At 46.8% G+C, this 24,408-nt stretch carries 19 protein-coding genes; 9 read left to right on the forward strand and 10 right to left on the reverse strand.

Features of this window, described 5'->3' with window-relative positions:
* Positions 1-189: 189 nt before the first annotated feature.
* A complete protein-coding gene (locus KDN34_RS07885) occupies positions 190-768 on the reverse strand; it encodes a VOC family protein (protein WP_212596321.1) in 579 nt (192 codons plus the stop codon).
* On the reverse strand, positions 768-1,262 hold the full coding sequence (locus KDN34_RS07890) for a L,D-transpeptidase family protein (RefSeq protein ID WP_212596322.1): 495 nt from the start codon (positions 1,260-1,262) through the stop codon (positions 768-770). Before KDN34_RS07890 ends, KDN34_RS07885 begins: the two co-directional genes overlap by 1 nt.
* A 134-nt stretch (positions 1,263-1,396) precedes the next feature.
* Here KDN34_RS07890 and KDN34_RS07895 point away from each other — a divergent pair, with 134 nt between their 5' ends.
* The gene (locus tag KDN34_RS07895) at positions 1,397-2,257 is read left to right on the forward strand and encodes an ion transporter (protein WP_212596575.1); all 861 of its coding nucleotides are present in this window, start codon (positions 1,397-1,399) and stop codon (positions 2,255-2,257) included.
* Positions 2,258-2,324: 67 nt separating this feature from the next.
* Positions 2,325-3,737, forward strand: coding sequence for an MATE family efflux transporter (locus tag KDN34_RS07900; protein ID WP_212596323.1), 1,413 nt, complete (start codon positions 2,325-2,327; stop codon positions 3,735-3,737).
* 9 nt (positions 3,738-3,746) lie between these two features.
* Here the strand turns inward: KDN34_RS07900 and KDN34_RS07905 are convergent, their stop codons facing one another.
* From KDN34_RS07905 to KDN34_RS07920, 4 genes are read right to left on the reverse strand one after another with little or no spacing between them, the layout of a single operon-like run.
* Positions 3,747-4,646, reverse strand: coding sequence for an ABC transporter ATP-binding protein (locus KDN34_RS07905; RefSeq protein ID WP_212596324.1), 900 nt, complete (start codon positions 4,644-4,646; stop codon positions 3,747-3,749).
* On the reverse strand, positions 4,643-5,482 hold the full coding sequence (locus KDN34_RS07910) for an ABC transporter permease subunit (protein ID WP_212596325.1): 840 nt from the start codon (positions 5,480-5,482) through the stop codon (positions 4,643-4,645). The genes KDN34_RS07905 and KDN34_RS07910 overlap by 4 nt, the downstream gene beginning before the upstream one ends.
* Before the next feature lie 35 nt (positions 5,483-5,517).
* Positions 5,518-6,144 carry a YceH family protein gene (locus KDN34_RS07915; protein ID WP_212596326.1) on the reverse strand — a complete coding sequence of 209 codons (627 nt, stop codon included), beginning with the start codon at positions 6,142-6,144 and terminating at the stop codon, positions 5,518-5,520.
* A 35-nt stretch (positions 6,145-6,179) separates the two neighbouring features.
* Positions 6,180-7,010, reverse strand: a complete 831-nt coding sequence (locus KDN34_RS07920; protein WP_212596327.1) for a CvfB family protein — start codon at positions 7,008-7,010, stop codon at positions 6,180-6,182.
* A gap of 672 nt (positions 7,011-7,682) precedes the next feature.
* Between KDN34_RS07920 and speE the strand changes: the two genes are divergently transcribed.
* From speE to KDN34_RS07945, 5 genes are all read left to right on the forward strand, one after another.
* The gene (speE, locus tag KDN34_RS07925; protein WP_212596328.1) at positions 7,683-8,558 is read left to right on the forward strand and encodes a polyamine aminopropyltransferase; all 876 of its coding nucleotides are present in this window, start codon (positions 7,683-7,685) and stop codon (positions 8,556-8,558) included.
* Positions 8,559-8,584: 26 nt separating this feature from the next.
* A complete protein-coding gene (gene speA, locus KDN34_RS07930; RefSeq protein ID WP_212596329.1) occupies positions 8,585-10,495 on the forward strand; it encodes a biosynthetic arginine decarboxylase in 1,911 nt (636 codons plus the stop codon).
* 48 nt (positions 10,496-10,543) lie between these two features.
* The gene (locus tag KDN34_RS07935; protein WP_212596576.1) at positions 10,544-11,473 is read left to right on the forward strand and encodes an adenosylmethionine decarboxylase; all 930 of its coding nucleotides are present in this window, start codon (positions 10,544-10,546) and stop codon (positions 11,471-11,473) included.
* 11 nt (positions 11,474-11,484) lie between these two features.
* On the forward strand, positions 11,485-12,123 hold the full coding sequence (gene pdxH, locus KDN34_RS07940) for a pyridoxamine 5'-phosphate oxidase (RefSeq protein WP_212596330.1): 639 nt from the start codon (positions 11,485-11,487) through the stop codon (positions 12,121-12,123).
* A gap of 162 nt (positions 12,124-12,285) precedes the next feature.
* The gene (locus KDN34_RS07945) at positions 12,286-12,633 is read left to right on the forward strand and encodes a DUF3802 family protein (protein ID WP_212596331.1); all 348 of its coding nucleotides are present in this window, start codon (positions 12,286-12,288) and stop codon (positions 12,631-12,633) included.
* 15 nt (positions 12,634-12,648) lie between these two features.
* On the opposite strand, the gene KDN34_RS07950 is transcribed toward KDN34_RS07945, so the two are convergent.
* Both KDN34_RS07950 and acs read right to left on the reverse strand, forming a co-directional pair.
* Positions 12,649-15,252: a PAS domain-containing protein gene (locus KDN34_RS07950; RefSeq protein ID WP_212596332.1), complete on the reverse strand. Its 2,604-nt coding sequence runs from the start codon at positions 15,250-15,252 to the stop codon at positions 12,649-12,651.
* A 142-nt stretch (positions 15,253-15,394) separates the two neighbouring features.
* Complete coding sequence (gene acs, locus KDN34_RS07955; protein ID WP_212596333.1) at positions 15,395-17,350, reverse strand: acetate--CoA ligase; 1,956 nt, start codon at positions 17,348-17,350, stop codon at positions 15,395-15,397.
* 303 nt (positions 17,351-17,653) lie between these two features.
* Between acs and KDN34_RS07960 the strand changes: the two genes are divergently transcribed.
* Positions 17,654-21,082: a hybrid sensor histidine kinase/response regulator gene (locus KDN34_RS07960; protein WP_212596334.1), complete on the forward strand. Its 3,429-nt coding sequence runs from the start codon at positions 17,654-17,656 to the stop codon at positions 21,080-21,082.
* Here KDN34_RS07960 and KDN34_RS07965 read toward each other — a convergent pair.
* Entirely contained in the window at positions 21,069-21,821 is a 753-nt protein-coding gene (locus KDN34_RS07965) for a phosphatase PAP2 family protein (protein WP_212596335.1), read from the reverse strand. The genes KDN34_RS07960 and KDN34_RS07965 overlap by 14 nt on opposite strands.
* 445 nt (positions 21,822-22,266) lie before the next feature.
* A complete protein-coding gene (locus tag KDN34_RS07970; protein WP_212596336.1) occupies positions 22,267-23,166 on the reverse strand; it encodes a LysR substrate-binding domain-containing protein in 900 nt (299 codons plus the stop codon).
* Positions 23,167-23,277: 111 nt separating this feature from the next.
* Between KDN34_RS07970 and KDN34_RS07975 the strand changes: the two genes are divergently transcribed.
* Complete coding sequence (locus KDN34_RS07975) at positions 23,278-24,402, forward strand: S-(hydroxymethyl)glutathione dehydrogenase/class III alcohol dehydrogenase (protein WP_212596577.1); 1,125 nt, start codon at positions 23,278-23,280, stop codon at positions 24,400-24,402.
* The last annotated feature ends 6 nt before the right edge of the window (positions 24,403-24,408 follow it).

Here is a 24,408-nt window from a genome sequence, read left to right on the forward strand (position 1 = left end):
ATTAGATACAGATTAGCGGATGGATGACGCTATGCAAGTCATTTTGTTAGTTTGTTGTACTAAAGTCGTAGGCTGAATGGGAGAAATGCGTCTTTGAATGCCAGCATCGGCGGGACTATTCGCTGGCACTGCATTGGAAAGGTGAATACTGGTAATTAGCAATGTGCTTGGTATCGAGCTGGGAGCAGATCAGTCGATATCTGCTTTTTCGCTGTTAATGATCGTTTCAATGCTGTGTGGATGCACCTTGACACATAGATGCTTGAACTTAAAGGCAATAGTTGGATTCGCTAGCCGTTCATCTGCCCCGGCAGGACTGCTGAATTTTATCGAAATTTGCGGATTCTTATTGAGTGACGTTTCTAGGTTCGGTACTGTCGCGAACAGTACCTGTTGTAATGCTTCGCAGGTTTCGGCGTGACAAGGCAACACCAGCTCTATGTGTTCCCAGCCTTGATTACGATCATTTGTCTCTTTGGGATAGGGCAGTTCCAGGTAGGGAATTTGATAATGACCTATCGACATTGGCTGTTGCAGACGGATGAGCAGGATAGGACGGCCATTAATCTGCTTATCTGATATCAAGGTGCCATGTTGGAGAAAATGGTCCCGCAATTCATCAGCCAAAGCTACTGAGTTGACCCGTAACGCGAGGTGATCACATTCATGCAAAACATTAAGCCCCAGTTGCTTGACGAAGCTCAGAATGTCACGGGAAAAGTCCGAATATGACGCCATTAGTGTCTTATAGTCGATGACCTTGTCCATTATGGCCAAATCTCGATCGGTGTTCCTGGTTCAACTAACTTCCAGATCTCATCCATGTCTTTGTTAGTAACCGCAATACAACCGTTGGTCCAGTTATACTGCTGCGCTTCTTCGGGCGTTAAATCGGTATGCGGATTCTGGCCATGGATCATGATCTGGCCTCCGGGATTTATGCCGAGTGCTTTGGCGCGGAACAGATCTTCATCGTTAGGATAAGAGATATGGATAGCGCGGTAGTAACTACTGTTCGGCTTTTTGTAATCGAGAATATAACGGCCCTCGGGGGTACGCTGATCGCCTTCTTTTAGCTTATGTCCCCGTGGCATATCACCCATGGCAATATGGTATTCGTGAAGGATTTTTCCATGACTCATCAACCGTAGTTGTGATAATGATTTTTTGACAACGACCAGGTCGACCTGTGGTTGGGCTAACAACGAGAAACTACAGAAACTGAGTGCTGCAATTAACAGCAATTGAATGCGCTTTACCATGGATTAATTGTTATTTTTAACGGCTTCGAACTAATGTTCGCATCATAACCGAAAACTCGGTAACTATTGAAGCACTGGCTGAAGAATGTATGATCCGCTGGCGTGTGTTGGACGATAACCTAGGGAGTTTGTGGATGACTCAGGAACATCAGGATAGTACTTCTCCATTACGACTAAAGCTGCGTACTATCATTTTTGGCACAGATACCCCGGCTGGCAGGGCATTTGATATTGCACTGATTGTCTGCATTATCCTTAGCGTTGCGTTGGTGTTTTTGGATACTGTGCAGCCAGTCCATCGGCAATACGGACAAATCATTCTTGGATTTGAATGGTTTTTTACCATAGTGTTTACCATTGAATATGGTGTTCGACTCTACAGCTCCGCTAACCCTCTGAAATATGCCTACAGTTTTTATGGGCTGGTGGATCTGCTCAGTGTCTTACCCAGTTATTTAGCGTTGTTCGTGCCCGGCGCCAATTTAACGCTGGTTATCCGTGTGTTGCGGCTATTCCGTATATTTCGAGTGCTGAAGCTGTTGCGTTATCTCAGCGAAGGCAACATGTTGTTGCGGGCAATGATGCAGTCTAGTCGCAAGGTATTCATTTTTTTCTTTTCTGTTAGCCTGATTATTATGGTACTCAGCGCAGTGATGTATGTTGTTGAGGGCCCTGCTAACGGCTTTAGCTCCATTCCTAAATCGGTGTACTGGACCATCGTGACAATAACCACTGTGGGTTATGGCGATATCACGCCAAAAACTCCACTTGGTCAGGCCATCGCCGCTTTTACCATGTTACTGGGTTACTCAATTATTGCGATTCCCACAGGCATTTTAACTGCCGAAATCGGCCAGGAAATAGGGCGGGTACGCGACTTACGCCGTTGTGCTAACTGCTTGAAAACTGGTCATGATCATTATGCTAATTATTGCAGCCATTGCGGAAGTGAACTGGAAGCTTCCACGGTCGTAAAAAAGGATTCTCGTGAGTAAAGCTGCTTCGATACCCACCACTCGGGCCAAGTTTGTTGAGGGGAACATCCTCAGGCATATCCTCGTAATGAGTTCCACTGCGGCTATTGGCGTGTCAGCGCTGTTCTTAGTGGATCTGCTGGATATGTTTTTCCTCAGTATGCTTGGCGAGCAGGAGTTGGCTGCTGCCGTTGGCTACGCTGGGACAATTTCATTCTTTACCACGTCGATTGGTATCGGGCTCTCTATCGCCTTAGGAGCATTAGTCTCCAGAGCAATTGGTGCCCGCGAGATTGACAAAGCCAAGCGACTTCTGATTAATGCGGCGGCGGTGACATTGGTGATGTCGGCACTGACCGCGGCGATAGTCACCAGTTTTATCCCTGAATTACTCTCGTTGGTAGGGGCAAGCGGCCATACCGCAGAACTCGCCGCAAGTTATTTGTATATTTTGGTACCGTCGTTACCCATCATCTGTTTAGCCATGGCATTTGGCGGCGCATTACGCGCGGTCGGCGATGCCAAACTCTCTATGTGGTCAACCCTGGCGGGCGGCGCTGTCAATGCGGCGCTAGATCCTCTGTTCATTTTTGTGTTGGGATTAAATATCGAAGGGGCGGCCTTTGCATCGGTACTGGCGCGCCTGACTGCGTTGGTTATTGCTGCCAGAGGCGTATTTGGCAAACACCAGTTATGGGGCGGATTTGAATGGCACGCACTGCGACAGGATTTACCTGTTATCTTCGCCATTGCCGGGCCGGCGATGTTGACCAATGTGGCGACGCCGATCGGTAACGCATTCGTAACCCGAGCGGTGGCAGATTTTGGCGACAGTTTTGTGGCGGGATGGGCCGTCATAGGCCGCTTGATCCCGGTGACTTTTGGTATGATCTTCGCGCTCAGCGGGGCAATCGGTCCCATTGTGGGACAAAATTTTGGTGCCGGCGCCTATGAGCGTTTGCGCGAAAGTCTGACGCGGGCGCTGCAGTTTTGCTGTAGTTATGTGGTAATCATGTCCCTGATATTGCTGCTGCTGAAAGATTGGATTGTTTCCCTGTTCGCTATGGAAGGCCAGGCTGCCGATCTTATCCGCTTTTTTTGCCAATACATGGCCGTATTTTTCTTGTTTAATGGCGCCTTATTTGTTGCGAATGCGTCGTTCAATAATCTCGGAAAAGCCAAATATTCGACCGTATTTAATATTGGCAAGGCGACACTTGGCACCATCCCTTTTGTTTGGTTGGGGGGGAGTTGGGGCGGTGTATACGGTGTGTTGATTGGTCAGGCTGTTGGCGCAGTGCTGTTTGGCGTCTTGGGGGTAATAACCGCCTACAAATTAGTGGCGAAAGTGACTGCAGCAGGTAGAAAACAACTGGGGACCATTTTAGACGAAGCTGGATTAGCGCCTGTCGCGGCAACCCCAATGTCTTCATCGCGTGTGCCAATGGCATTATTGGCAGAAGAAGCTGAAGTTGCCGCTGAGGAGCGGCGAAATGAATGAGCAGATCGGTTAAGAGAACAGCTGATCTTCGAGCGTTCTGCCATTGAGCAACATACGATATTGTAGACGCTGCTGCTTAAGTAACTGCAGTAGCTGAATGTCCAGTTCAGTCGCTTTTTCCGGTAAATATTGCAATACCAGAGTGTGTTTGCCGCTGAATTGGATGGCCTCTACTCCAGGTAAATGCTGCAAATGAGCCTGAAGCGCTGACATATCGCACGGGTGCATCTGTAATGTCAGGTAAGCTTGTTGATCTGGCGCGCTAAGATCCACAGCTTGGCTGAGTTTACCGTGGTCCAGATATAACACTTTGCCACAGAGTTTTTCCAGTTCTTCCAGATTATGGGAACTGATTAGGAAGGTGATATCAGGTGATAGATCCGCGACCAGTTCCCGAATATTCCGGGCGTTGACTGGGTCTAGTCCTGCGGTAGGCTCGTCTAACAACACCAGTTTAGGGTTACCGATAAGCGCTTGTGCAATGGCTGCACGTTTGCCCATGCCATGGCTTAAGGCTTTGGGCAGTGAATTAATGGCGTCACTTAACCCCACCAGCGCCAGAACGCGTAGCGCTTCTGCGTCGGCCGATTTACCAGAAAACCCATGTAACCGCGCATATAAAGCCAGTTGAGTTAATAAACTGAAATCTGGATCCAGTACTGCATCCTGAGTCAATGCTGCCACTTTACCTAATAAGGTGGAACTACCGGGTTGTTCACCAAAAACACTAATCTTGCCACTGGAGGGCTTAATAAACCCAAGTAACAGGCTCATAAGTGTGGTTTTCCCCGCGCCGTTGGGACCAACCAGTGCAATAGGACTACCCGTCTCTAAGGTCAGATCAACATTATCCAGTGCGAGTTTATTACCGTAACGTTTACTCAGGCCACTACATCGCAACAGGTTCATAAATCGCTCCGCTTGATAATCAGTAAACCCAATGCCAGATATGCAACACATTGAATAACCGGTAATGGTGCACTGCTGCTGGCTGCCATTGGGCTTGCGGTGACTAAACCATCAGTTTGCATGCCCGGAACTAAATACTGCAGAAACCCTAAGGCGGGCATAGCGTAATCCAGTAGCGGAAGAACAATCGCTGACACCGTAAAAAACAGCACTGCATAGATGGTCGCTTGGCGGTTCGAGGTTGCTACCAGCGACAATACTGACATCAAGGCGGTATATGGCAGCAAAATAATCAACAAGTTGACAGAAACCCAGAACGCATCGGTCATGGAGTTCGCTGCAAGCGTCGGGTCACGTAAAGACGCCAGCACAATGGTGGCAACGACTGTCAACAACACTAATAACAATTGGATGAGCATCATTCCGAGAAAACGTCCGAAGAACAATGCTTCACGGCTACAGTGCAGTGTTAGAAAGCGCAGTGTGCCCCGTTGACGATCTGCGGCAAATTGACCTGCCGCCAGTAAAATGCAGAACATAGGAAAGAGATAGAGCGATGCACTCCAATATACTGCCAGTTCTGGGACCGACCAGTTAAATAGCTGCGTTAAAATTTTGCTGTCAATTGAAGCGGCGAGATTGCGGATATTGGGATCGGTAATCCATTGTGCCGCGCTTTTTACTGGATAGGCCAGGATTAACAACCACAACAATGCAAACGTTAGCAGCGCCATCAGTCCGCGACGTTGTAACAGTAATCTTTGTAACTCAAACACTGCCAGCTGACGGGTATTATGCCATTGTCCTGGATGTGTATGTTGCGAGGTGCGCGCCATGAGAACCCTTAAAATTAGGTTGGAAGCGAGTTGGCTCAGCTGATAGCTTGTTGCAGCTGTGCAACCAGTTGTTCGAGTGACGCGACTTGTTGTTCCAGTTGCCGCACCCGGAGCTCAAGTGGATCACCACTTGCCGCACTGGTTACCGCTTGGGGTAAAGCTTCGACTGTATCACTGAACAGTTCGGTAAATCGTACTTCACGCTTACCAGCTTCCCGCGGCAGTTGCTGCAATAGCGACTTGTCGAGTAACGATTGCAGATTAGCTTCAACTTCTTCGATATCCCGAAATTCATACAAGCGCTGAGCGCGAGCTCTTAGCTCGCCTGCGGTTTGCGGCCCTCGCAGCAACAGCAGACATACAATGGCAAGCTGTGATGCGGGAAATTGCAGTTCCGAAAATTCAGTATTACAAAAACGGTGGCGATATTTGCTGACTCTGCTGCCAAAACCACTTTCTTCGGTGATGAGTCGTTTTTGTTGCAAGCGCACCAATCCGTCCAATACCTCACTATCGGCGAGGTTCATCACCGGCTCTCTAGACGTTTTCTGGTTGCAGGCGAGTGTCAGTGCGTTCAGTGATAACGGGTACTGCTCTGGTGTGGTAATCTCTTTTTCCAATAAGCACCCAATAATACGCGCTTCAATACTATCCAACGTCATTCGCTATCCTTGATTAATTGGCTAAGTGAAGAAATTCAGACTGACCGAATACCGTCATCATCGATTGTTAGTTTGCCAGCCTTGAATAAACCACCGATCGATTTTTTAAAGGCCTTTTTGCTCATTCCCAGTTCAGCGTATATCACTTCGGGGGCAGTTTTATCACCAAATGGCAGATATCCGCCAGCGGCTTCGAGTTTGCGCAGGATTACCTGTGCTTGTTTGTCGAGCTCTTGACGATCACCTTTTTGTAGCGTCAGATCCAGCTTGTTATCGGCGCGTACCCGTTTAATAAAACCTTTCAGCTTTTGGCCAAACCGTAATTTACGAAAGACTTCATTTTGATATATCACCCCCCAGTGGCGGTTATTCACTATCGCCTTATAACCCAAATCTGAGGTTCCGGCGATAATCAGATCAACTTCCTGACCTTCTTTATATCGTGCCGGAGCTTGATCAATAAACTTATCCACTTTTGCAGAAGCGACAATCCGCTCATCAGCATGATTAAGATGCACATATACCAGATAACTGTGGCCTTCTTCCGCCGGTTTTCGTTGCTCGCCAAAAGGCAGTAACAGATCTTTATCTAGCCCCCAATCAAGGAAGGCACCATAGCGTCCGGTCGCGACTGTTTTGAGGTAGGCAAATTCTCCAACCTGCGCGAACGGGATTTGGGTGGTCGCAATCGGGGTGTCATCAGAGTCTAGGTAAAGAAATACTTCCAACTGGTCGTCGACTTGACAATCTTTAGGCACATATTTTCTCGGGAGCAGCACTTGGCCTAGCTCTCCTGCATTTAAATACACCCCAAAATCTACCTGCTTGATTACTTGTAGCGTGCAGCGCTTTCCTAACTCGGCCATGAATTTTGTCATCTAGTTGGCAATAAACGGCAGAATTATACCGTAAGCCAGTGCATTGTGCGCGGATGTATCACTGCGTTGGCGAATTCGTCAGCAGATAATCGTTGGTAACCCTCTGACGAACCGTCATATTTGGGTAATTGTTTGACGGTGAATAAACATGTAACATTATGAATTCAAATAGAAATTATAATCTGATTTAGTTGAACCATCAGCCGTAAATTGTTACTGTGTTAAAAATCGAGCAAGAAACTGATATTCCTGCTTGCATTCTCATACGTAGCAGGGTTTAATTGCGCCGTTTTGCAGGTATGAACCATTCATGCATTTGCACAGCGTGGGTAGTTAGGTTTTATGGTTTATGAGTCATTAACCGTGACTTAGTGTTTCGACTAACACGGGGTTAAGAGGGTCTTTAGCTAATGCACAACCATTTACTTGCCGCATCTTTCCGGAAGGTGCCGGAGAACCTGTTTCCAATTAGCTTCAATTATGATGATTTGGGGCTGAAACACCTTACGCTTATCCGCATTAATTCTGGCCGTGAAGAGGCCAACAATCCCAACTGATTTCGTCGCTTAGTCTGCGACTGGATTTACCCGGCATTCCACGGCGGAAGTGGCTGGGAAAGCTTATTTGTCTCATTAAACCCGTTGTGCTGGATTAGGTTAGATGCAAGGGAAACAACAATATTTTGAAACACTGCATACCGCTTATGGTCAATATTTTGAGATCGATAAAGTGCTGTATGAACAGAAAACACCACAGTGGCATCTGAGTATTTTTGAAAACCGTCAGATGGGACGGGTGATGGCGCTTAATGGCGTGATTCAGACTACCGAACGAGATGAGTTTGTCTACCATGAGATGATGACCCATGTGCCAATACTGGCTCATGGCGATGCCAAAAAAGTGCTGATTATCGGTGGCGGTGATGGCGGGATGCTTCGGGAAGTAGTGAAGCATCACAGCCTGGAATCGATAACCATGGTCGAAATTGATGGCGATGTGGTGGAGATGTGCCGTCAATATTTACCGAAGCATTCTTCCGGGGCATTTGACGATCCGCGCGTGCAATTAATCATCGGTGATGGTTTGGCTTTTGTGCGGGATTGTCAGGAATTATTTGATGTGATTATTTCTGATTGCACTGATCCTGTGGGGCCGGGTGAAGTGTTGTTCAGTTCGGAATTTTATAAGAATTGTAAACGCTGTCTTGCGGATAAAGGCATATTTGTCGCGCAAAACGGCGTGCCGTTCATGCAGTTAGCGGAAGTACAAAATACTGTGCGCCGCATGAGCGCATATGTGAAAGACTGTTGGTTCTATCAAGCCGCTGTGCCTACTTATGTCGGCGGCAATATGGCATTTGCCTGGGCCACAGATGATCAGGAAGCCCGTCAGTTACCGCTGGCGGTATTGCAGGAGCGTTTTCAACGGGCCGCGATCAGCACTCGTTATTACACCCCAGCACTACATCAGGCAAGTTTCGCCTTGCCTGCGTATGTTGAACAGGCGGTGGCGTCAGCAATGACGGTTGCCCGATAACCCATTTTTGTAAGGCTGATAATAGAATGAGTGATTGGTCCATTGATGATGCTCGTAACGGTTATAACGTTGCGTACTGGAGCCAAGGTTTCTACGGTGTGAATGATCAGGGTGAAGTGACAGTTTCCCCTGATCCGGCAAGTGGCAACCGTATTAGTCTTAATGAACTGGCGAAAGACATGGTCAAGGCGGGTGTAAGCCTGCCAGTACTGGTTCGTTTCCCGCAAATTCTCTGCCATCGGGTGGATAACCTGTGTCAGGCGTTCAATCAGGCTATTGAGCGTTACGAATATAGTGCTGACTACCTGTTGGTCTATCCGATTAAGGTGAATCAGCAACAGGCGGTGGTGGAAGAGATCCTCGCCAGTCAGGTGAGCAAAACTGTACCGCAACTTGGTCTAGAAGCGGGTAGTAAACCTGAGTTGATGGCGGTACTGGCAATGGCACAGAAGGCCAGTTCTGTGATTATTTGTAATGGATATAAAGACAAAGAATATATCCGGCTAGCATTGATTGGTGAAAAACTTGGCCACAAAGTTTACATCGTGCTAGAAAAGATGTCTGAGCTGAAAATTGTACTGCGGGAATCAAAAGAACTGGGCGTAAAGCCTCGTCTCGGGCTGCGTGCTCGTTTGGCATTTCAGGGCAAAGGCAAATGGCAGGCTAGTGGTGGCGAAAAATCTAAATTCGGCTTGTCCGCCGCACAGGTGCTGAAAGTTGTGGATGAGCTGCAACAAAATGAGATGCTCGATTCACTGCAGTTATTGCATTTCCATCTCGGTTCGCAGATCGCCAATATCCGTGATATTCGCCATGGTGTCGGTGAAGCCGCACGTTTTTACTGTGAATTAAGACAGTTAGGTTGTGGTATCAACTGCTTTGACGTCGGTGGCGGCCTGGCGGTGGATTATGACGGTACTCGTAGTCAGAGTAATAACTCCATGAACTACGGCTTAACCGAGTACGCAAACAATATTGTCAGTGCGCTTAACGATGTGTGCCAGGAATATGATCAGCCCGTACCGCGGATTATTTCTGAATCTGGTCGTTACTTAACTGCACACCATGCGGTGCTGATCTCCGACGTAATCGGTACAGAAGCTTACGTACCAGAAGAAATCGTTGAGCCAGAAGAAGATGCGCCGCAACTGTTGCTAAACATGTGGCAATCCTGGTGTGAGATCAGCGAACGTGGCGATTCCCGAGCCTTAATCGAAATTTTCCACGATACACAGTCGGATTTGGCAGAGGCACATTCATTGTTTGCCCTGGGACAGCTGAGCCTTGAGCAGCGTGCCTGGGCGGAACAAACCAATCTGCGTGTTTGCTATGAGTTACAGGGAATGATGAGTGCTAAAAATCGCTATCATCGCCCGATTATTGATGAACTCAACGAGAAATTGGCCGACAAGTTCTTCGTTAACTTTTCTCTTTTCCAGTCATTGCCCGATGCTTGGGGGATTGATCAGGTTTTCCCAGTCTTGCCGTTGAGTGGTTTAGACAAACAACCTGAACGTCGAGCCATTATGCTCGACATTACCTGTGACTCGGACGGGACAGTGGATCAGTATGTGGATGGACAGGGGATTGAAACTACGTTGCCTGTGCCTGCCTGGAGTGCTGAGAGTCCTTATCTGATCGGTTTCTTTTTGGTCGGCGCCTATCAGGAGATCCTGGGCGACCTGCATAATCTGTTTGGTGACACCAATTCTGCGGTGGTGCGAGTTGATGAAAATGGTTTGCCAAATATTGAAACCGTTTTAGCCGGTGATACAGTAGCGGACGTATTACGCTACGTGAATTTGGATGCGGTTTCCTTTATGCGTACTTACGAAGAACTGGTAAATACCCATATCGACGAAGATGAGCGTGCTTCTATTTTGGAAGAACTACAGTTGGGGATTAAAGGGTATACCTATCTGGAAGATTTCTCATAAGCAGGACGAATGACAGCAGGCCTGAGTGCCTGCATCAGGTTAGCAAAGATGTTTTTTGAAGGTTCAGAAAAAAAAATCGAAGTCATAGTGACGCCAGCTACGCCTTCGCTGCGATCACTGGGCCGGCCGTTCTGGGAAGGAATGGTTGCTAAGGCTCATGCGGAAATTCTGTCATCAGTCAGTAATGATTATTGTGATGCGTATCTGTTGAGCGAATCCAGCCTGTTTGTTTGGGATAATCGATTTCTGATGTTAACTTGCGGCACCACAACTCTAGTGAATGCCGCAACACATTTTATTGATGAGCTTGGTGAACAAGCGATTGCTTTTGCCAGTTATCAACGTAAGAACGAATATCTGTCTCATCTGCAAGCCACCAGTTTTACAGATGATCTGCAGCTATTGCGTAAAAAAATATCGGGTAAAGCGTTTCGAATTGGCCATCTTGATTCTCATCACCATTATATTTTTTACACCGACAAACCCTATGAAGCCGACACCTCAGATATCACCAACGAACTGCTGATGTATCATATTAGTGGTGATGCTGCAGATTACTTGCGTTCAGATAAACAAGATATTGCTGGTGTGCGGGCCACCTTGGCGTTAGCAGAGATGTTGCCTGGGTTCAGCTTTGACGATTTTCTGTTTGAACCGTTTGGCTACTCAGTTAACGGTATTCGTGGGCGTGAATATATCACTATTCATGTAACGCCTCAGGAAAACAGCTCTTATGTGAGTTTTGAGACTAATTTGGATATGTCACAGCAACCACTGGATATTTTCGCCCGCTTATTGGGAACGCTTGATCCCGGTAGTTGGGATGTCATCCATTTTAATGCACCTCATAGCAGTTGTGGTTTTCCGGCACATATCTGCCTCGGAAGTGCCAATATTCAGTTAGAACATGGTTATCAGTTGCACTTCAGCCATTATCAACAGCTATATCATGAAAAGCTGTTGCCAGAAGCCATCTAAGGAGAATTTGCGTGTCTGATTTAAGCGATATCCGTCGTGAATACACATTAGGTGGACTCCGCCGGGCTGATCTTGCTGCCGATCCGATGGTTCAGTTTGAATTGTGGATGCAGCAAGCCAAAGACGCCCAGTTAACGGATCCGACTGCGATGGTTGTTGCAACCGTTGATGAAAACGGTCAGCCGTTTCAACGAATTGTGCTATTGAAACGTTTTGATGAAAAAGGTTTTGTATTTTTTACCAACCTAGAAAGCCGTAAAGCTACGCAGATAGCGGGTAATGCCCACGTGAGTCTGTTATTTCCGTGGCATCCATTGGAGCGTCAGGTCGCAGTTACCGGCAACGCAGAACCATTGTCAGCCGCTGAAGTATTAAAGTATTTCCTGACGCGTCCGAAAGAAAGCCAGATTGCTGCGTGGGTTTCTCAACAATCCAGTAAAATTTCCGCCAGGCAGGCACTGGAGTCAAAGTTTGCTGAGATGAAAGCTAAATTTTCACGTGGAGAGGTACCACTGCCAAAGTTTTGGGGGGGATACCGCGTAACACCTTCCAGCGTGGAGTTTTGGCAAGGTGGTGAACACAGATTGCATGACCGCTTTTTATACACAAGAAATGGGCTAGGTTGGGATATTGATCGACTTGCACCATAAGCAAAACTACCAGTAAGGTTGTTGCAAAATGGTTATAATGAAGCGGAAATAACATTTAGCGCAAATTCTTAGCAGCTGACAGTTTCATAATCGGCTAGCTATGGTTAATCTTAGCGCTGCTAATAATAATTATACATCTGAGTAGCAACAGCAGGTAGTTCAATGGTAACCGACAAAGAAGGCTATGCTCAGCTTATTCAATACCTGACAGAACATCTTGGACTGTTTGAAAACGCCGGTAGCGGTGTTGATGGCAGCACAGTGATGGAACTGTTTGAAGATTTACTTGCTGCGCAAATCATTGTGGTCTGTGGTCAAAATCCAGAGTTATCGTTCTCACAGCGTAATACCATCATTCGCGAAGTGGATGCCATTATGTATGATTTGGAAGAGATCCTTGCAGGTTGTGGGCGTCAGCAGGTAAATCGCGAACAAAGTTATTTCATTACAGAGTTTACCGGATTGGTTAAAAATCTGTTTGATCATGAGATTGCTCAATTAGTCCGTTAAGCATCCGGCTGGTGGTTATTCAGGTTGGATTGCTGGCAATTGAATAGTGATACAGCATCCTTTCGTTGGCGCACATGCAAGAGAGAGCGCGCCGTTCAGTTGGGTGTTAAGATAGTGATATACGGTCGCTAGCGTACCGTTGGTCGAATGCTGTTGCCACTGTTGCTGGATGGCCGCAACTTGTGATTGCGTCATCCCGTTGCCATTGTCTGTCAGACGGATAAGCACGTGACCATTGTTTTCTGTCAGCGCAATACGTAATTGTTTATCATGTTGCGAAGTGGGGAAGGCGTCGTTAGCTATATTGCTGATTAGTCTATAAAAAACAATTAAATGTTGCCAACTCTTGCCTGCTGCCAGTAGGCGCAAATCTTTATCAACTTCAATAAGAACCTCCACAGTCGCCAGTTCTGGCGCCATAAAGATCAGTAAATCATCAAAAAATTCGGCTATTGCTAAAGATTGAATTTCATTTCGTTGATAATTTACCAATGGCAAAAGATGCCGCAAGGCTTCTGCTTGTTGCAATGCCAATGGGATCGCTTCGTCTGAAGCGTGATGGTATAGCGCAGCAGAAAGTTGATCTAAACGTTTACTCAAGGTCGATATTAATAAAGTCAGTAAACGTGGCAGGGGTTGCTCGAGATGATGTAATCGCTCAATTTCTTGTTGTAACTGGTGCTCCTGCTGATTTGCCAGCTGTTTCTCTTTGGCAAAATAGCGCTGTTGCATTTTTTGCTGTTGTATTTGTTGGAGCAAAGCGTCTAACTGCTGCTGTAGTTTATCGATTTCTCCTTGTAGCTGTACTTCGCTACGCTTGACGCCACTGAGATCAAAACCGATAGCGCCAATTCCATTAATTTCACCCAACTCATTTTTAAGCGGAAAACGGGTAACAAAAAATGGTCGGTTGCCGCCATGATGTATATGCAAAGGTTCTTCGGCGCTAAACGGTGCTCGTGATTGTAATACGCGTTGTTCGTGTTGTACTGTTAGCGGAAATTCTAATGCGGGAAATATCTGCTGATCGGTGTGACCTAACAACTGTTCACGCTCACGCCCCAATAATTCACAATATTTATCATTTACCCAGATGTAGCCACCATTCAGGTCTTTCATATGAATAATATGCTGCGAGAATTTCTGCAGGGCACCAAGCTGTTCGGTAAGATTCAGTAACTTAATTTGTGCTGATTCTTGTACTTGCAACTGTTGTTCTAAGGCAAGGTTCTCGGCATAGAGGCCGGACATTTCGGTTTCTAATTGCCTCACTCTCTCCAGAAAACTACCGGCTAATTCACCAAATTCATCATGCCGTGTGTTTTGTAATAACTCCAGTTCCGCTAAGTTCTGCATTTTTAGGGTACTGGCCATTTTGGTGATGGGGGCAATGAAGATGCGTTTTTGTATCAGGGATAATAACAGCATTGCTAATAACTGAATGATAACCAGAAACAAACCGACTTTACCGGCTAACAGATAGGCGTTGTGATGTAGTTGTGATAACGGCGTGACCACGAGAATTTTCCAGAAAGTATCTGGCATCAAAAATACCGATACTAAGGCATCTTCGCCGAGTAATGGATCATGTTGGATCTCGACTAAATCCACTAATTCTGCCGCTTTAGGCCAGTGCTGAGGTCCATTCTGCACAATCGCTTGCATCAGCTTATTCGGATCATTGATCAGCGACGGCAATTTTCGTAGTTGTTGCTCAGTGAACAAAGGATGCTTTTGTGCTTGTACTATGATGGCATCGTCTGCAGTTTGTAATGCCGATTTAAATACAGAAAATGCGGGAATTTTAGCACTCAGGATTTGGATATCATTTACCTGTGACGGAGTGATTTGGAGGTGCTGCTGCAAACCCTGAGGCAGCGATAACAATTGGTTACGGTAATCTAACGCAATAATATAGCCACTGAGATCTCGCGAAAGGCCATGAAAGAGTTCGTTGATGCCGGCAAGACTGATATCAATGGTGGCTGCACCAATAAATCTGTGGTCTGCGCGGATGGGAACTGATGCAGTCACCATCGCAGTACCGGTCACCGGGTCTCTGTAGGCAGGGGACCAGAACGCCACATTGGCAGGATATAGGTGAGTAGGGCGATACCATTCTTCATTATGGTAGGGAGTTACCGCATTGCGGTTGTAATCTGTGGTTTGTATTAACGTGTTATTGGTATCGCGAAACCAGAACAAACTTTTTGATGACAGCGTATTTTCATCTCGAGGTTCTGGCCAGATCCCGCCACCGGCTAACAGGTCGTTAGGGTGTTTTCTATCGAGTAATGCTGGAATGACTTTTTGTAATTCCTGCAGCTGTTGTGGTTGTTGCAAATACTGTCCGGCGACGCCTGCCATCGAAACCGCAATAGCTTCATATATTCCACTGATCTCTTGCAGACGGGATATCACTACCTGCCCGTAGGTTCGGTTTAATTCTTGCTGTTGCTGTAATAATTGATCTCTTTGGATAAGCCAAAATACGCCTATAGTGCTGGCAATAATGATGAAGGCGATAAACAACTGTACCCAAACAAATTTGGCAGACAAGCTGTTACGCCAGAGGTGTCTGGTATTCCCACTAAATTTGAAGGTAGGCAGCTGTGTCATGTAAAAATCCGTTTTAGCGGCAGCAACAATCGACATATTCATCATAGCGCTTGACCAATTGAATTGTCATTATTTGAACAAATTCAATTTGTTTGCACAGAAAAAAGCCCCTCACTAGGAGGGGCTAAAACAGGAAGAAGAATTACTCGGGTCGATTGAGTCGGGTTTCAATCAGAGTATCAATCACGGCTGGGTCAGCCAAGGTTGAAGCATCACCAAGGTTGGTAATTTCGTTTGCAGCAATTTTACGCAGGAATCGCCGCATAATTTTTCCTGAACGCGTTTTTGGCAAGCCTGTTGCCCACTGGATCAAATCTGGTGTGGCTAACGCGCCAATCTCTTTGCGTACCCATTGACGGAGTTCCTGACGTAGCGCCTCGGAAGGTTCGGTATCTTTGGTAAGCGTTACGTAGGCATAGATACCTTGACCTTTAATATCATGGGGATAACCAACTACCGCAGCCTCAGCCACTAAATCATGAGCCACTAACGCACTTTCGATTTCAGCGGTTCCCAGTCTGTGACCTGAAACGTTGATCACATCGTCAACCCGGCCAGTAATCCAGTAATAACCATCCTCATCACGACGAGCGCCGTCGCCGGTAAAGTACATGCCGCGGAAAGTTTTAAAGTAAGTCAGAACAAAACGTTCGTGATCTCCATAGACGGTGCGCATCTGACCTGGCCATGAATCGAGTATCACTAGGTTTCCTTCGGTCGCCCCTTCCAGGATTGTGCCATTGTTATCTACCAATGCTGGCTGCACGCCGAAGAATGGACGAGTGGCTGAACCGGGTTTGGTATCTGTTGCACCAGGCAACGGCGTAATCAAAACACCGCCAGTTTCCGTCTGCCACCAGGTATCGACGATAGGGCAGTGCTCATGACCAATAACTTCATGATACCAGCGCCATGCTTCTGGATTGATAGGTTCACCCACAGAACCCATGATGCGCAAGGAATCGCCTTTATAACCATCAAACTGTTCTTTCCCTTCAGCCATTAACGCACGAATGAGGGTCGGCGCAGTGTAAAGAATATTAACTTTATGCCGATCAATAATTTCGCCGAGTCTGGCAGGAGACGGCCAGTTGGGGACGCCTTCATGGATAAGCACTGTGGCGCAGTTTGCCAGAGGACCGTAAACCATGTAGCTGTGGCCCGTAATCCAACCTACGTCAGCAGTACACCAATAGATTTCACCCGGTTTATAGTCAAACACGTATTCATGGGTCATCGAAGCGTACACCAGATAGCCACCCGTGGTGTGCAACACACCTTTCGGATTGCCCGTTGAACCTGAGGTGTACAGCAAGAATAACGGATCTTCTGCCCCCATCTCTTCGGGTTCGCTAAATTCAGATGCGGTTTCGGTCAGTGAATGCCACCAGACGTCACGTCCTTCCTGCCACGCAACATCTTTGCCTGTGCGCTTTAATACAATAACTTTTTCAACAGTCGTCACGTCAGGTTTTGCTAATGCTTCATCAATGTTGCGCTTAAGCGGGATGGTGCGGCCCGCTCTGACACCTTCGTCGGCAGTAAGTATCACTTTGGAGCGGCCATCTTTAATTCGTGATGCAATGGAATCCGGTGAAAATCCGCCGAAAACTACCGAATGAACCGCACCAATTCGGGCACAGGCGAGCATCGCAATTGCCGCTTCGGGTACCATAGGCATGTACATGGTAACGACATCACCGCGGCGTACGCCTTGGCTACGTAACGCGTTAGCAAATTTACAGACTTCGACATGCAATTGTGCATAGGTCAGTGTTTTCTGCTGTTTGGCATCATCACCTTCCCAGATAATGGCAATGCGGTCGGCGTTCTGCTCCAGATGACGATCAACGCAGTTGACACAAGCATTCAGCGTGCCGTCATAGAACCAATTGATGGATAAATTGTGATCATCAAAAGAGGTTTGCTTAATTTGGGTGTAGGGCTTTATCCAGTCGATACGCTTTCCGTGTTCACGCCAAAATCCATCTGGATTAACGACGGATTCCTGATACATCTTTTTATACTGCTCATCATTGACCAGCGCACTGGAAGCAATTGCTGCGGGCACTTTATAAATGGCTTGTTGATTGCTCATGGATACTTCCCGTTGTTTTTGTGACTTGACGCAAAGTATGGGATGCAACCTTGTTACGCCTCTATTAGACATTGGTCTAGATAAATAAAAATGTTAAAAATCATCATGTTAATCATCTAATTAAAACGCGGTTAGTCTGTTACGTAACATTTTTAGATGTTGTCTTCATGACTTCTGAATGACGAGGCAAATATAAAAGTAAACAAGCAGTTGTAGCAATGTTGGTGTTTTTGAGGGACTGGGGTAGGCTAGTGCAGGCTGAATGTATCAAGGTCTGTAGTTAACGGCCGTAAGAGAACTACCATGAATCTGACAATGTTAGTGGCGGTTATCGCCATTTGTTACGTGTGCCTGCTGTGTGTGCTGGCGTGGGGGGCTGAACGCTGGTTTAGTAACCTCACTAAAAAATTACAAAACTGGATTTACGCTTTCAGTTTGGCAGTTTATTGCTCTTCATGGAGTTTTTTAGGCACAGTCGGTCAATCAGCTAAAGATTTTTGGTCTTTCTTACCGATTTTTCTGGGTCCCATATTGGTGTTTATTCTGGGGTTCGGCTTATTGCGTAAAATGGTGATGGTTTCAAAAGAACAAAATATCACCTCTGTGGCCGACTTTATCGCCGCGCGATATGGCAAATCTCAGCCACTCGCGGTTGTTGTCACCTTGATTGCCTTATTCGGCATCATGCCTTATATCGCTCTGCAACTAAAAGCCATGGTTTATGGCCTGAACCTGTTTCAACCCAAACAAGCGGAATTTGATGGTACCTGGTTGGCATTGCTGATCAGTTGCTGGCTAGCGTTATTCGCGATTTTGTTCGGTACTCGTAAGCTGGATGCGACAGAACATAATCCCGGCATGATGTTGGCGATCGCCTTTGAGTCGTTTGTAAAATTAACCGCATTTCTGATCATCGGTGGTGTAGTCGTCTTTGGCGTATTCGGCGGTTTTGGTCCGTTGTGGGAAAAAGCCAGCCTAGCGGGCGTGATCCAACAGCCCAACATGAGGCTTGAGTATATTGTGCCGGAGTTGTTGGTCGGGATGGCGGCTTTTTTGTGTATGCCTCGGCAATTTCACGTAATGGTCGTTGAAGCTCACGGTGATAAGAGTCTGCGTCGTGCCCGCTGGGTATTTCCATTATATCTGTTGGTGTTTGGCCTATTTGTTGGCCCGATGGCGTTGGCGGGTAAGTTAATGCTGGGCGATTCGGTCGCGCCCGATACCTATGTGATCAATCTGCCTTTATCCATGGGAAGTGATTGGTTAGCCGTGATCGCCATGTTGGGCACAATGTCAGCTGCTACCGGTATGGTGATCGTGGCTGTCGTCACCATCAGTGTGATGATCTCTAATGAATGGTTGGTGCCAGTATTGTTGCGCACCGGGCAGATAAAACGGAGTAACTTCAGTAAGTTTTCCACCCAGCTATTGTACGTCAGGCGTATTGCCATCGTATTAATTGTCGCTTTCGGTTATACCGCATACTTAAGCTTCTCCGACAACGAATCTCTGTCACATATGGGAATGCTGGCTTTTGGCGCTTTTGCGCAATTGGCACCAGCATTAGTGGGGGGGCTTTACTGGAAGCGCGGTAATCGTTCTGGGGTGATGTTGGGCATGGCGGTTGGCTTCGGTGTTTGGGGCGTTCTGTTATTCCGAGATGCAGCTATTACCGGCGATTTATTTACTACCGGCTTACATGCATTTACTAACGTTTCTCCAGACGTAGTGGATATTCTTATCGCCTTAGCAGCTAATCTGGCCTGTTATGTCTTGGGTTCTATGTGGTTTCGCGCCGGGGTGGTTGAGCGTATCCAGGCCAGTGCATTTGTTACCCCCGGACTGATGCGGAGCAGTGGTAATCGACGTGCAGTGCAGATAAGTCAACAGGATCTGTTAATTCTGGCCAGTCGCTTTGTTAGTCCCACCCGTGCCTATGAAAGTTTTTCCCGGTTTTCTCCCGAGGCGGTGCGCAGCGATAGCTGGAATAAATCGGCATCGACCAACTTAATCAACCATACCGAACATCTGTTGGCAGGGGTGCTGGGGGCGTCTAGTGCTTCGGTGGTTATGGATTCAGTGCTGGAAGGTCGAGACTTGGCCTTGGATGAAGTGTTCAGCTTGGTGGACGATGCCTCATCACAGGTGCTGCTTAGCCAGGATATGTTGCGGGCCGCAATTGAGCATGCCAATGAAGGAATGAGTGTTGTTGATAAAGACCTCAATCTAGTGGCCTGGAACCATCGTTATGAGGATTTATATCGTTACCCGCAGGATTTCCTGCAGCCAGGAATGTCAATTGCGAAAGTGATCCGGTTTAATGCGGCGCGCGGTTATTGCGGCCCAGGCAATATTGATGAACATGTTGAACGACGTATGCAGCATATGCGCAATGGAACAGCGCATATGTCGGAACGTCAGCGCAAAGATGGCAAAGTGATCAAAATTCAAGGCAACCCGATGCCCGATGGCGGTTTCGTTATGACATTCACCGACATCACCCAATATCGACAACAGCAAAAAGCCTTACAGGAAGCCAACGAAAATCTTGAGGCGAGAGTCCGGGAACGTACTTACGAGCTGGCATTGCTGAATAGCCAGCTGCTGGAAGCAAAAGCACATGAAGAGATGGCCAATGCGTCAAAAAGCCGATTCTTAGCGGCGGTGGGCCATGACTTGATGCAGCCACTCAATGCTGCGCGGTTATTTACCGCATCGCTGAGCCAGCATCCGAAACTGGAGCAGGATGTGAGCATGACGTTGGAACACATCAATAGCTCTCTGAAAACAGCCGGGGAATTGCTCACCGATCTGCTGGATATCTCTCGTCTGGACTCAGGCAAGGTGGATGTTAATCGTAAGGATTTTGCGATATCCGAAATTTTGAATGGTTTGGCGGTAGAATTTGACGCCATGTCCAAAGATAGTCATATCCGGTTTGCGGCTGTAGCCAGTAATGTGACAGTTAATTCCGATCCAGCACTGCTGAGACGAATTATTCAAAATTTCCTGACCAATGCATTTCGATATGCGAAAGGTGGCAAAGTCTTGCTCGGTTGCCGCCACCGTGCGCAAAATCTGGAAATCCAAGTGCTCGACACCGGGTGTGGTATCGAGGCGAGCCAGTTAAGGGAAATTTTTCACGAATTTAAACGACTCAATAATCCACAGAGTAAGAGTGTTAACGGGCTAGGTTTAGGTTTAGCGATTGCTGATCGTATCAGTAAAGTGTTGCAGCATGAGATTAAAGTATTCTCCATTCAGGGCAAAGGATCGGTATTCTCTATTTTGGTGCCATTAGGTAATAGCCGCAGCATTCCTAAACCTCGCAGTATTACTAACGCCTTTCGCACTCTCACCGGGGTTAAGGTTCTCTGCATCGATAATGAAGAAAGTATTCTGGCCGGACTGGAAAGTTTGTTGACCCGTTGGCAATGTGAAGTCGTTTGTGCCAGTGATATCAGCGATGCGCGCATCAAGTTAGGACTGAAAGGGATGGCGCCTGATATCGTGCTGGCCGATTATCATCTGGATAATGACCGCAATGGTGTCGATGCTATGGATGAAATTCGGACGCTATATGGTGACAAGTTGCCGGGTATTCTGATCACTGCCAATACCAACAAAGCGCTGATTGAAGATGTGGAGCGCCGCGGTTATCACTATATGTCGAAGATGATCAAACCGGCAGCGCTAAGAGCATTGATCTCGGGACTGGTTAAACGTTCATAGAGATGGCATCTGCTGTGTTGCTCTGAGATGCTTGGCGATGGCGCCAAGGTTTATAAACTAAACCGTAACTAATGGTACAGATCATCCAGCACAGTAAAAGACTGGTGAGATCATGGGTCAGAAAGTGGGCTCCACGCAGCTCCTGGCAGATGGCAAAAAGGGTGCCCAGGATGATGGCAAAACTCAGGAATTTCATTTTCATTCTGGGCATATGCTGCACAGCAAAATAGTACAAAGCTACCCAAGCAAAAGCGCCACTACTATGACCGCCAGGGAAACATTGTCCTAAGTCCAGTGACGAAAACACGCTGTCCGGAAATGGGATCCAAGGTTTGCTTCCACCAAACTGCAGCACATCCCATGGACAGCTGACATTACTGTATTCTTTGCCAAAGCGTACCAACAGAATTGAAATGGCAACATTGGCGAACAACAGTATCAAGTCTTTGCGCCATGGCTTGATCGACGCTTTAAAAAAGCTGGCGATCAATGTCACTATCAGCGTTAACGACAAAAGCGTAACCACATGTCGTCCACCGTTATGCAAGATATGTTCTAAAAAGAAGTTATGTCTTAATGCCCAACCGGGTTGACTTCCTTCCTCACGAAACAGCCATTCCGCGATATATAAATCTGCTTTGGTGAGATGTAACACAATCAACACCAACAAACCGCAGGCTAAAGGCAGTAAAAGATGTCGGTATAACCAGCTATGAAAAGGCAGAGCATATGGAGGCATATTTTCAACAGATTGGAGTGATAAAGCGCTGACGATTATTAGTGTTATAGCTTAACAATTGCTTAAGACTAGGTTACAAAAGCGTCAGCGTTATAATTACGTCGAATACGCATGCCTCGCTACATTCACGCCGAGATTATTTAAGGTTGTTGAAATTATTCTCAATCAGTCATGTTTCCAAGTCGTGCCCAATGACATTGCACAATCGAGTAGTCTTGCGGAAACGGATTTATTTGCCGTGGGTATGAATGGTAAATATTTAAGTATCAAACAGTTAAAATTTATGCGGTATCCGGGTTAAAAAATTACCCTTGCATTTGAAGCACATTAATTAGGCGGTGACATCAGTTTTCATTAGATAGAAAGTGGTGGAACGATAAATAAACCATATTAACAATGGGTCAAGTAATGTCGGAGTTATTCAGTTATTAACCCCCGCTTTAGCTTAGGCAAACGTCGCTGGAGTAGCTGTATCCTTACTCAAGCCTTGTTGCAACCAATCGAGCAACAAACTCACTTTTGGCGAAAGATGACGATTTTGCGGATAGAGCCCCCAGACACCCTCAGGTTCGGCCCGATAATGTTCTAAAACAGTCACGAGCGTACCGTGTTGCAGATCAGCATGCACATAATAATCCGGCAATTGCACCAGTCCGAGGCCTTTACGGGCTGCATCACGCAACCCAATCCCGGAATTGCATTGTAATCGTCCATTTACCCGCCAGGTACGTTCTTGTCCCTGTTCTTTAAAGCGCCAATATGGATGATTTCCCACCAGACATTGATGTTGTTGCAGCTCGGATAAACTGTGCGGGACACCATACTGAGACAAATAGTTGGGACTTGCGCAGACATAATTACAGCGAGTGGCGAGTTTTCGTGCCATTAAGCTGGAGTCGGTCAAGTTTCCTAACCGAATCGCCAGATCAAAACCTCCCTCAATGAGATCTAAGGTCTTGTTGGTTAACTCTAAATCTAATTGTAATTTATGATATTTCAACAAAAAATCATTGAGTAGCGGTAACACAAATTGCTCGCCGTATGTGACCGGCGCGGTGAGCCGTAACAAGCCTTGCGGTTCCTGTTTTAAGCTTCCTAAGGTGCGTTCAGCTTCTTCAATGCCATCTTGCAATGCACGGCAATGGCGATAGTAAAGTGTTCCTTCTTCGCTCAGCGTCACTTTACGGGTGGTACGATAAAACAGTTTTGTTGCTAATCGCTTTTCGAGCGCGCTTACCTGACGACTGACCTGTGCCGTTGAAACATTTAGCCGGGTCGCTGCCTGAGTAAAACTCTGACTTTCTGCGACGGCGATGAATTCGCAGATACCTTCCCAATGATTCATTATTACGTATATGTAAAAGTGATTTGTAGTTTGACTAGATTATCTTGTTATCTGAAATAAATAAAATCAAAAACCACTACGGAAATTTGGTGCAACAACAGAGGAGCAATGATGAGCGCGCAATTTATCAAATCTAAAGCAGCAGTCGCGTGGGGGCCTGGCGAACCGTTAAAAATCGAAGAAATAGACGTGATGTTGCCCAAAAAAGGTGAAGTGTTAGTGCGGATTGTCGCCACAGGTGTCTGCCATACCGATGCTTTTACATTAAGTGGTGACGACCCAGAGGGGGTTTTCCCGGCGATCCTCGGCCACGAAGGTGGCGGTATTGTGGAAATGGTGGGTGAAGGGGTTACTAGTGTAGCTGTCGGAGATCATGTCATCCCGTTGTACACTGCCGAATGTGGTGAATGTAAGTTCTGTAAATCCGGTAAAACGAATTTGTGTCAGGCGGTAAGGGAAACGCAGGGCAAAGGCTTGATGCCTGATGGTACGACTCGCTTTTATAAAGACGGAAAGCCAATTTTCCACTATATGGGTTGTTCAACGTTCTCTGAATATACCGTGCTACCGGAAATTTCCTTGGCCAAAGTGAATAAGACTGCGCCACTGGAAGAGATCTGTTTGCTCGGTTGTGGTGTCACCACGGGCATGGGGGCGGTGATGAACACCGCAAAAGTGGAAGCGGGGGCAACTGTTGCCATTTTTGGCCTGGGTGGTATCGGTCTGTCAGCCATTATTGGCGCTACGATGGCGAAAGCCAGCAGGATCATTGGTATTGATATCAATGAAAGTAAATTTGAACTGGCGAAAAAGCTCGGGGCAACCGATTGCATTAACCCGAAAAACTACGACAAACCCATTCAGCAAGTGATTGTAGAACTGACTGATGGGGGTGTTGATTACTCTTTTGAATGTATTGGTAACGTTAACGTGATGCGTTCCGCTTTAGAGTGTTGTCATAAAGGTTGGGGGCAGTCAGTGATCATCGGTGTCGCCGGGGCTGGCCAGGAAATTTCGACCCGACCGTTTCAACTGGTTACTGGTCGTGTCTGGAAAGGCTCGGCATTTGGCGGCGTAAAAGGGCGTTCAGAACTGCCTGGTATAGTTGAAAGATATCTTGCTGGTGAGTTTAAGTTGGATGACTTTATCACTCATACCATGCCACTTGAGCAGATCAACGATGCATTTGACTTGATGCATGAGGGTAAGAGTATCCGCAGCGTCATCCACTACTGATATCGG

It is taken from the genome of Shewanella yunxiaonensis (assembly GCF_018223345.1).
Classification (GTDB): domain Bacteria; phylum Pseudomonadota; class Gammaproteobacteria; order Enterobacterales; family Shewanellaceae; genus Shewanella; species Shewanella yunxiaonensis.

Excerpts from the sequence above, each read along its gene's own strand:
- KDN34_RS07965 (WP_212596335.1), bottom strand. The coding sequence starts at position 21,821 with ATGCCTCCATATGCTCTGCCTTTTCATAGCTGGTTATACCGACATCTT.
- KDN34_RS07905 (WP_212596324.1), bottom strand. The coding sequence starts at position 4,646 with ATGAACCTGTTGCGATGTAGTGGCCTGAGTAAACGTTACGGTAATAAA.
- KDN34_RS07890 (WP_212596322.1), bottom strand. The coding sequence starts at position 1,262 with ATGGTAAAGCGCATTCAATTGCTGTTAATTGCAGCACTCAGTTTCTGT.
- KDN34_RS07950 (WP_212596332.1), bottom strand. The coding sequence starts at position 15,252 with ATGACACAGCTGCCTACCTTCAAATTTAGTGGGAATACCAGACACCTC.
- KDN34_RS07970 (WP_212596336.1), bottom strand. The coding sequence starts at position 23,166 with ATGAATCATTGGGAAGGTATCTGCGAATTCATCGCCGTCGCAGAAAGT.
- KDN34_RS07935 (WP_212596576.1), top strand. The coding sequence starts at position 10,544 with ATGTTTTTTGAAGGTTCAGAAAAAAAAATCGAAGTCATAGTGACGCCA.
- KDN34_RS07960 (WP_212596334.1), top strand. The coding sequence starts at position 17,654 with ATGAATCTGACAATGTTAGTGGCGGTTATCGCCATTTGTTACGTGTGC.
- acs (WP_212596333.1), bottom strand. The coding sequence starts at position 17,350 with ATGAGCAATCAACAAGCCATTTATAAAGTGCCCGCAGCAATTGCTTCC.
- KDN34_RS07915 (WP_212596326.1), bottom strand. The coding sequence starts at position 6,144 with ATGACGTTGGATAGTATTGAAGCGCGTATTATTGGGTGCTTATTGGAA.
- KDN34_RS07945 (WP_212596331.1), top strand. The coding sequence starts at position 12,286 with ATGGTAACCGACAAAGAAGGCTATGCTCAGCTTATTCAATACCTGACA.
- KDN34_RS07900 (WP_212596323.1), top strand. The coding sequence starts at position 2,325 with ATGAGTTCCACTGCGGCTATTGGCGTGTCAGCGCTGTTCTTAGTGGAT.
- KDN34_RS07920 (WP_212596327.1), bottom strand. The coding sequence starts at position 7,010 with ATGGCCGAGTTAGGAAAGCGCTGCACGCTACAAGTAATCAAGCAGGTA.
- KDN34_RS07885 (WP_212596321.1), bottom strand. The coding sequence starts at position 768 with ATGGACAAGGTCATCGACTATAAGACACTAATGGCGTCATATTCGGAC.
- speE (WP_212596328.1), top strand. The coding sequence starts at position 7,683 with ATGCAAGGGAAACAACAATATTTTGAAACACTGCATACCGCTTATGGT.
- KDN34_RS07975 (WP_212596577.1), top strand. The coding sequence starts at position 23,278 with ATGAGCGCGCAATTTATCAAATCTAAAGCAGCAGTCGCGTGGGGGCCT.
- speA (WP_212596329.1), top strand. The coding sequence starts at position 8,585 with ATGAGTGATTGGTCCATTGATGATGCTCGTAACGGTTATAACGTTGCG.
- KDN34_RS07910 (WP_212596325.1), bottom strand. The coding sequence starts at position 5,482 with ATGGCGCGCACCTCGCAACATACACATCCAGGACAATGGCATAATACC.
- KDN34_RS07895 (WP_212596575.1), top strand. The coding sequence starts at position 1,397 with ATGACTCAGGAACATCAGGATAGTACTTCTCCATTACGACTAAAGCTG.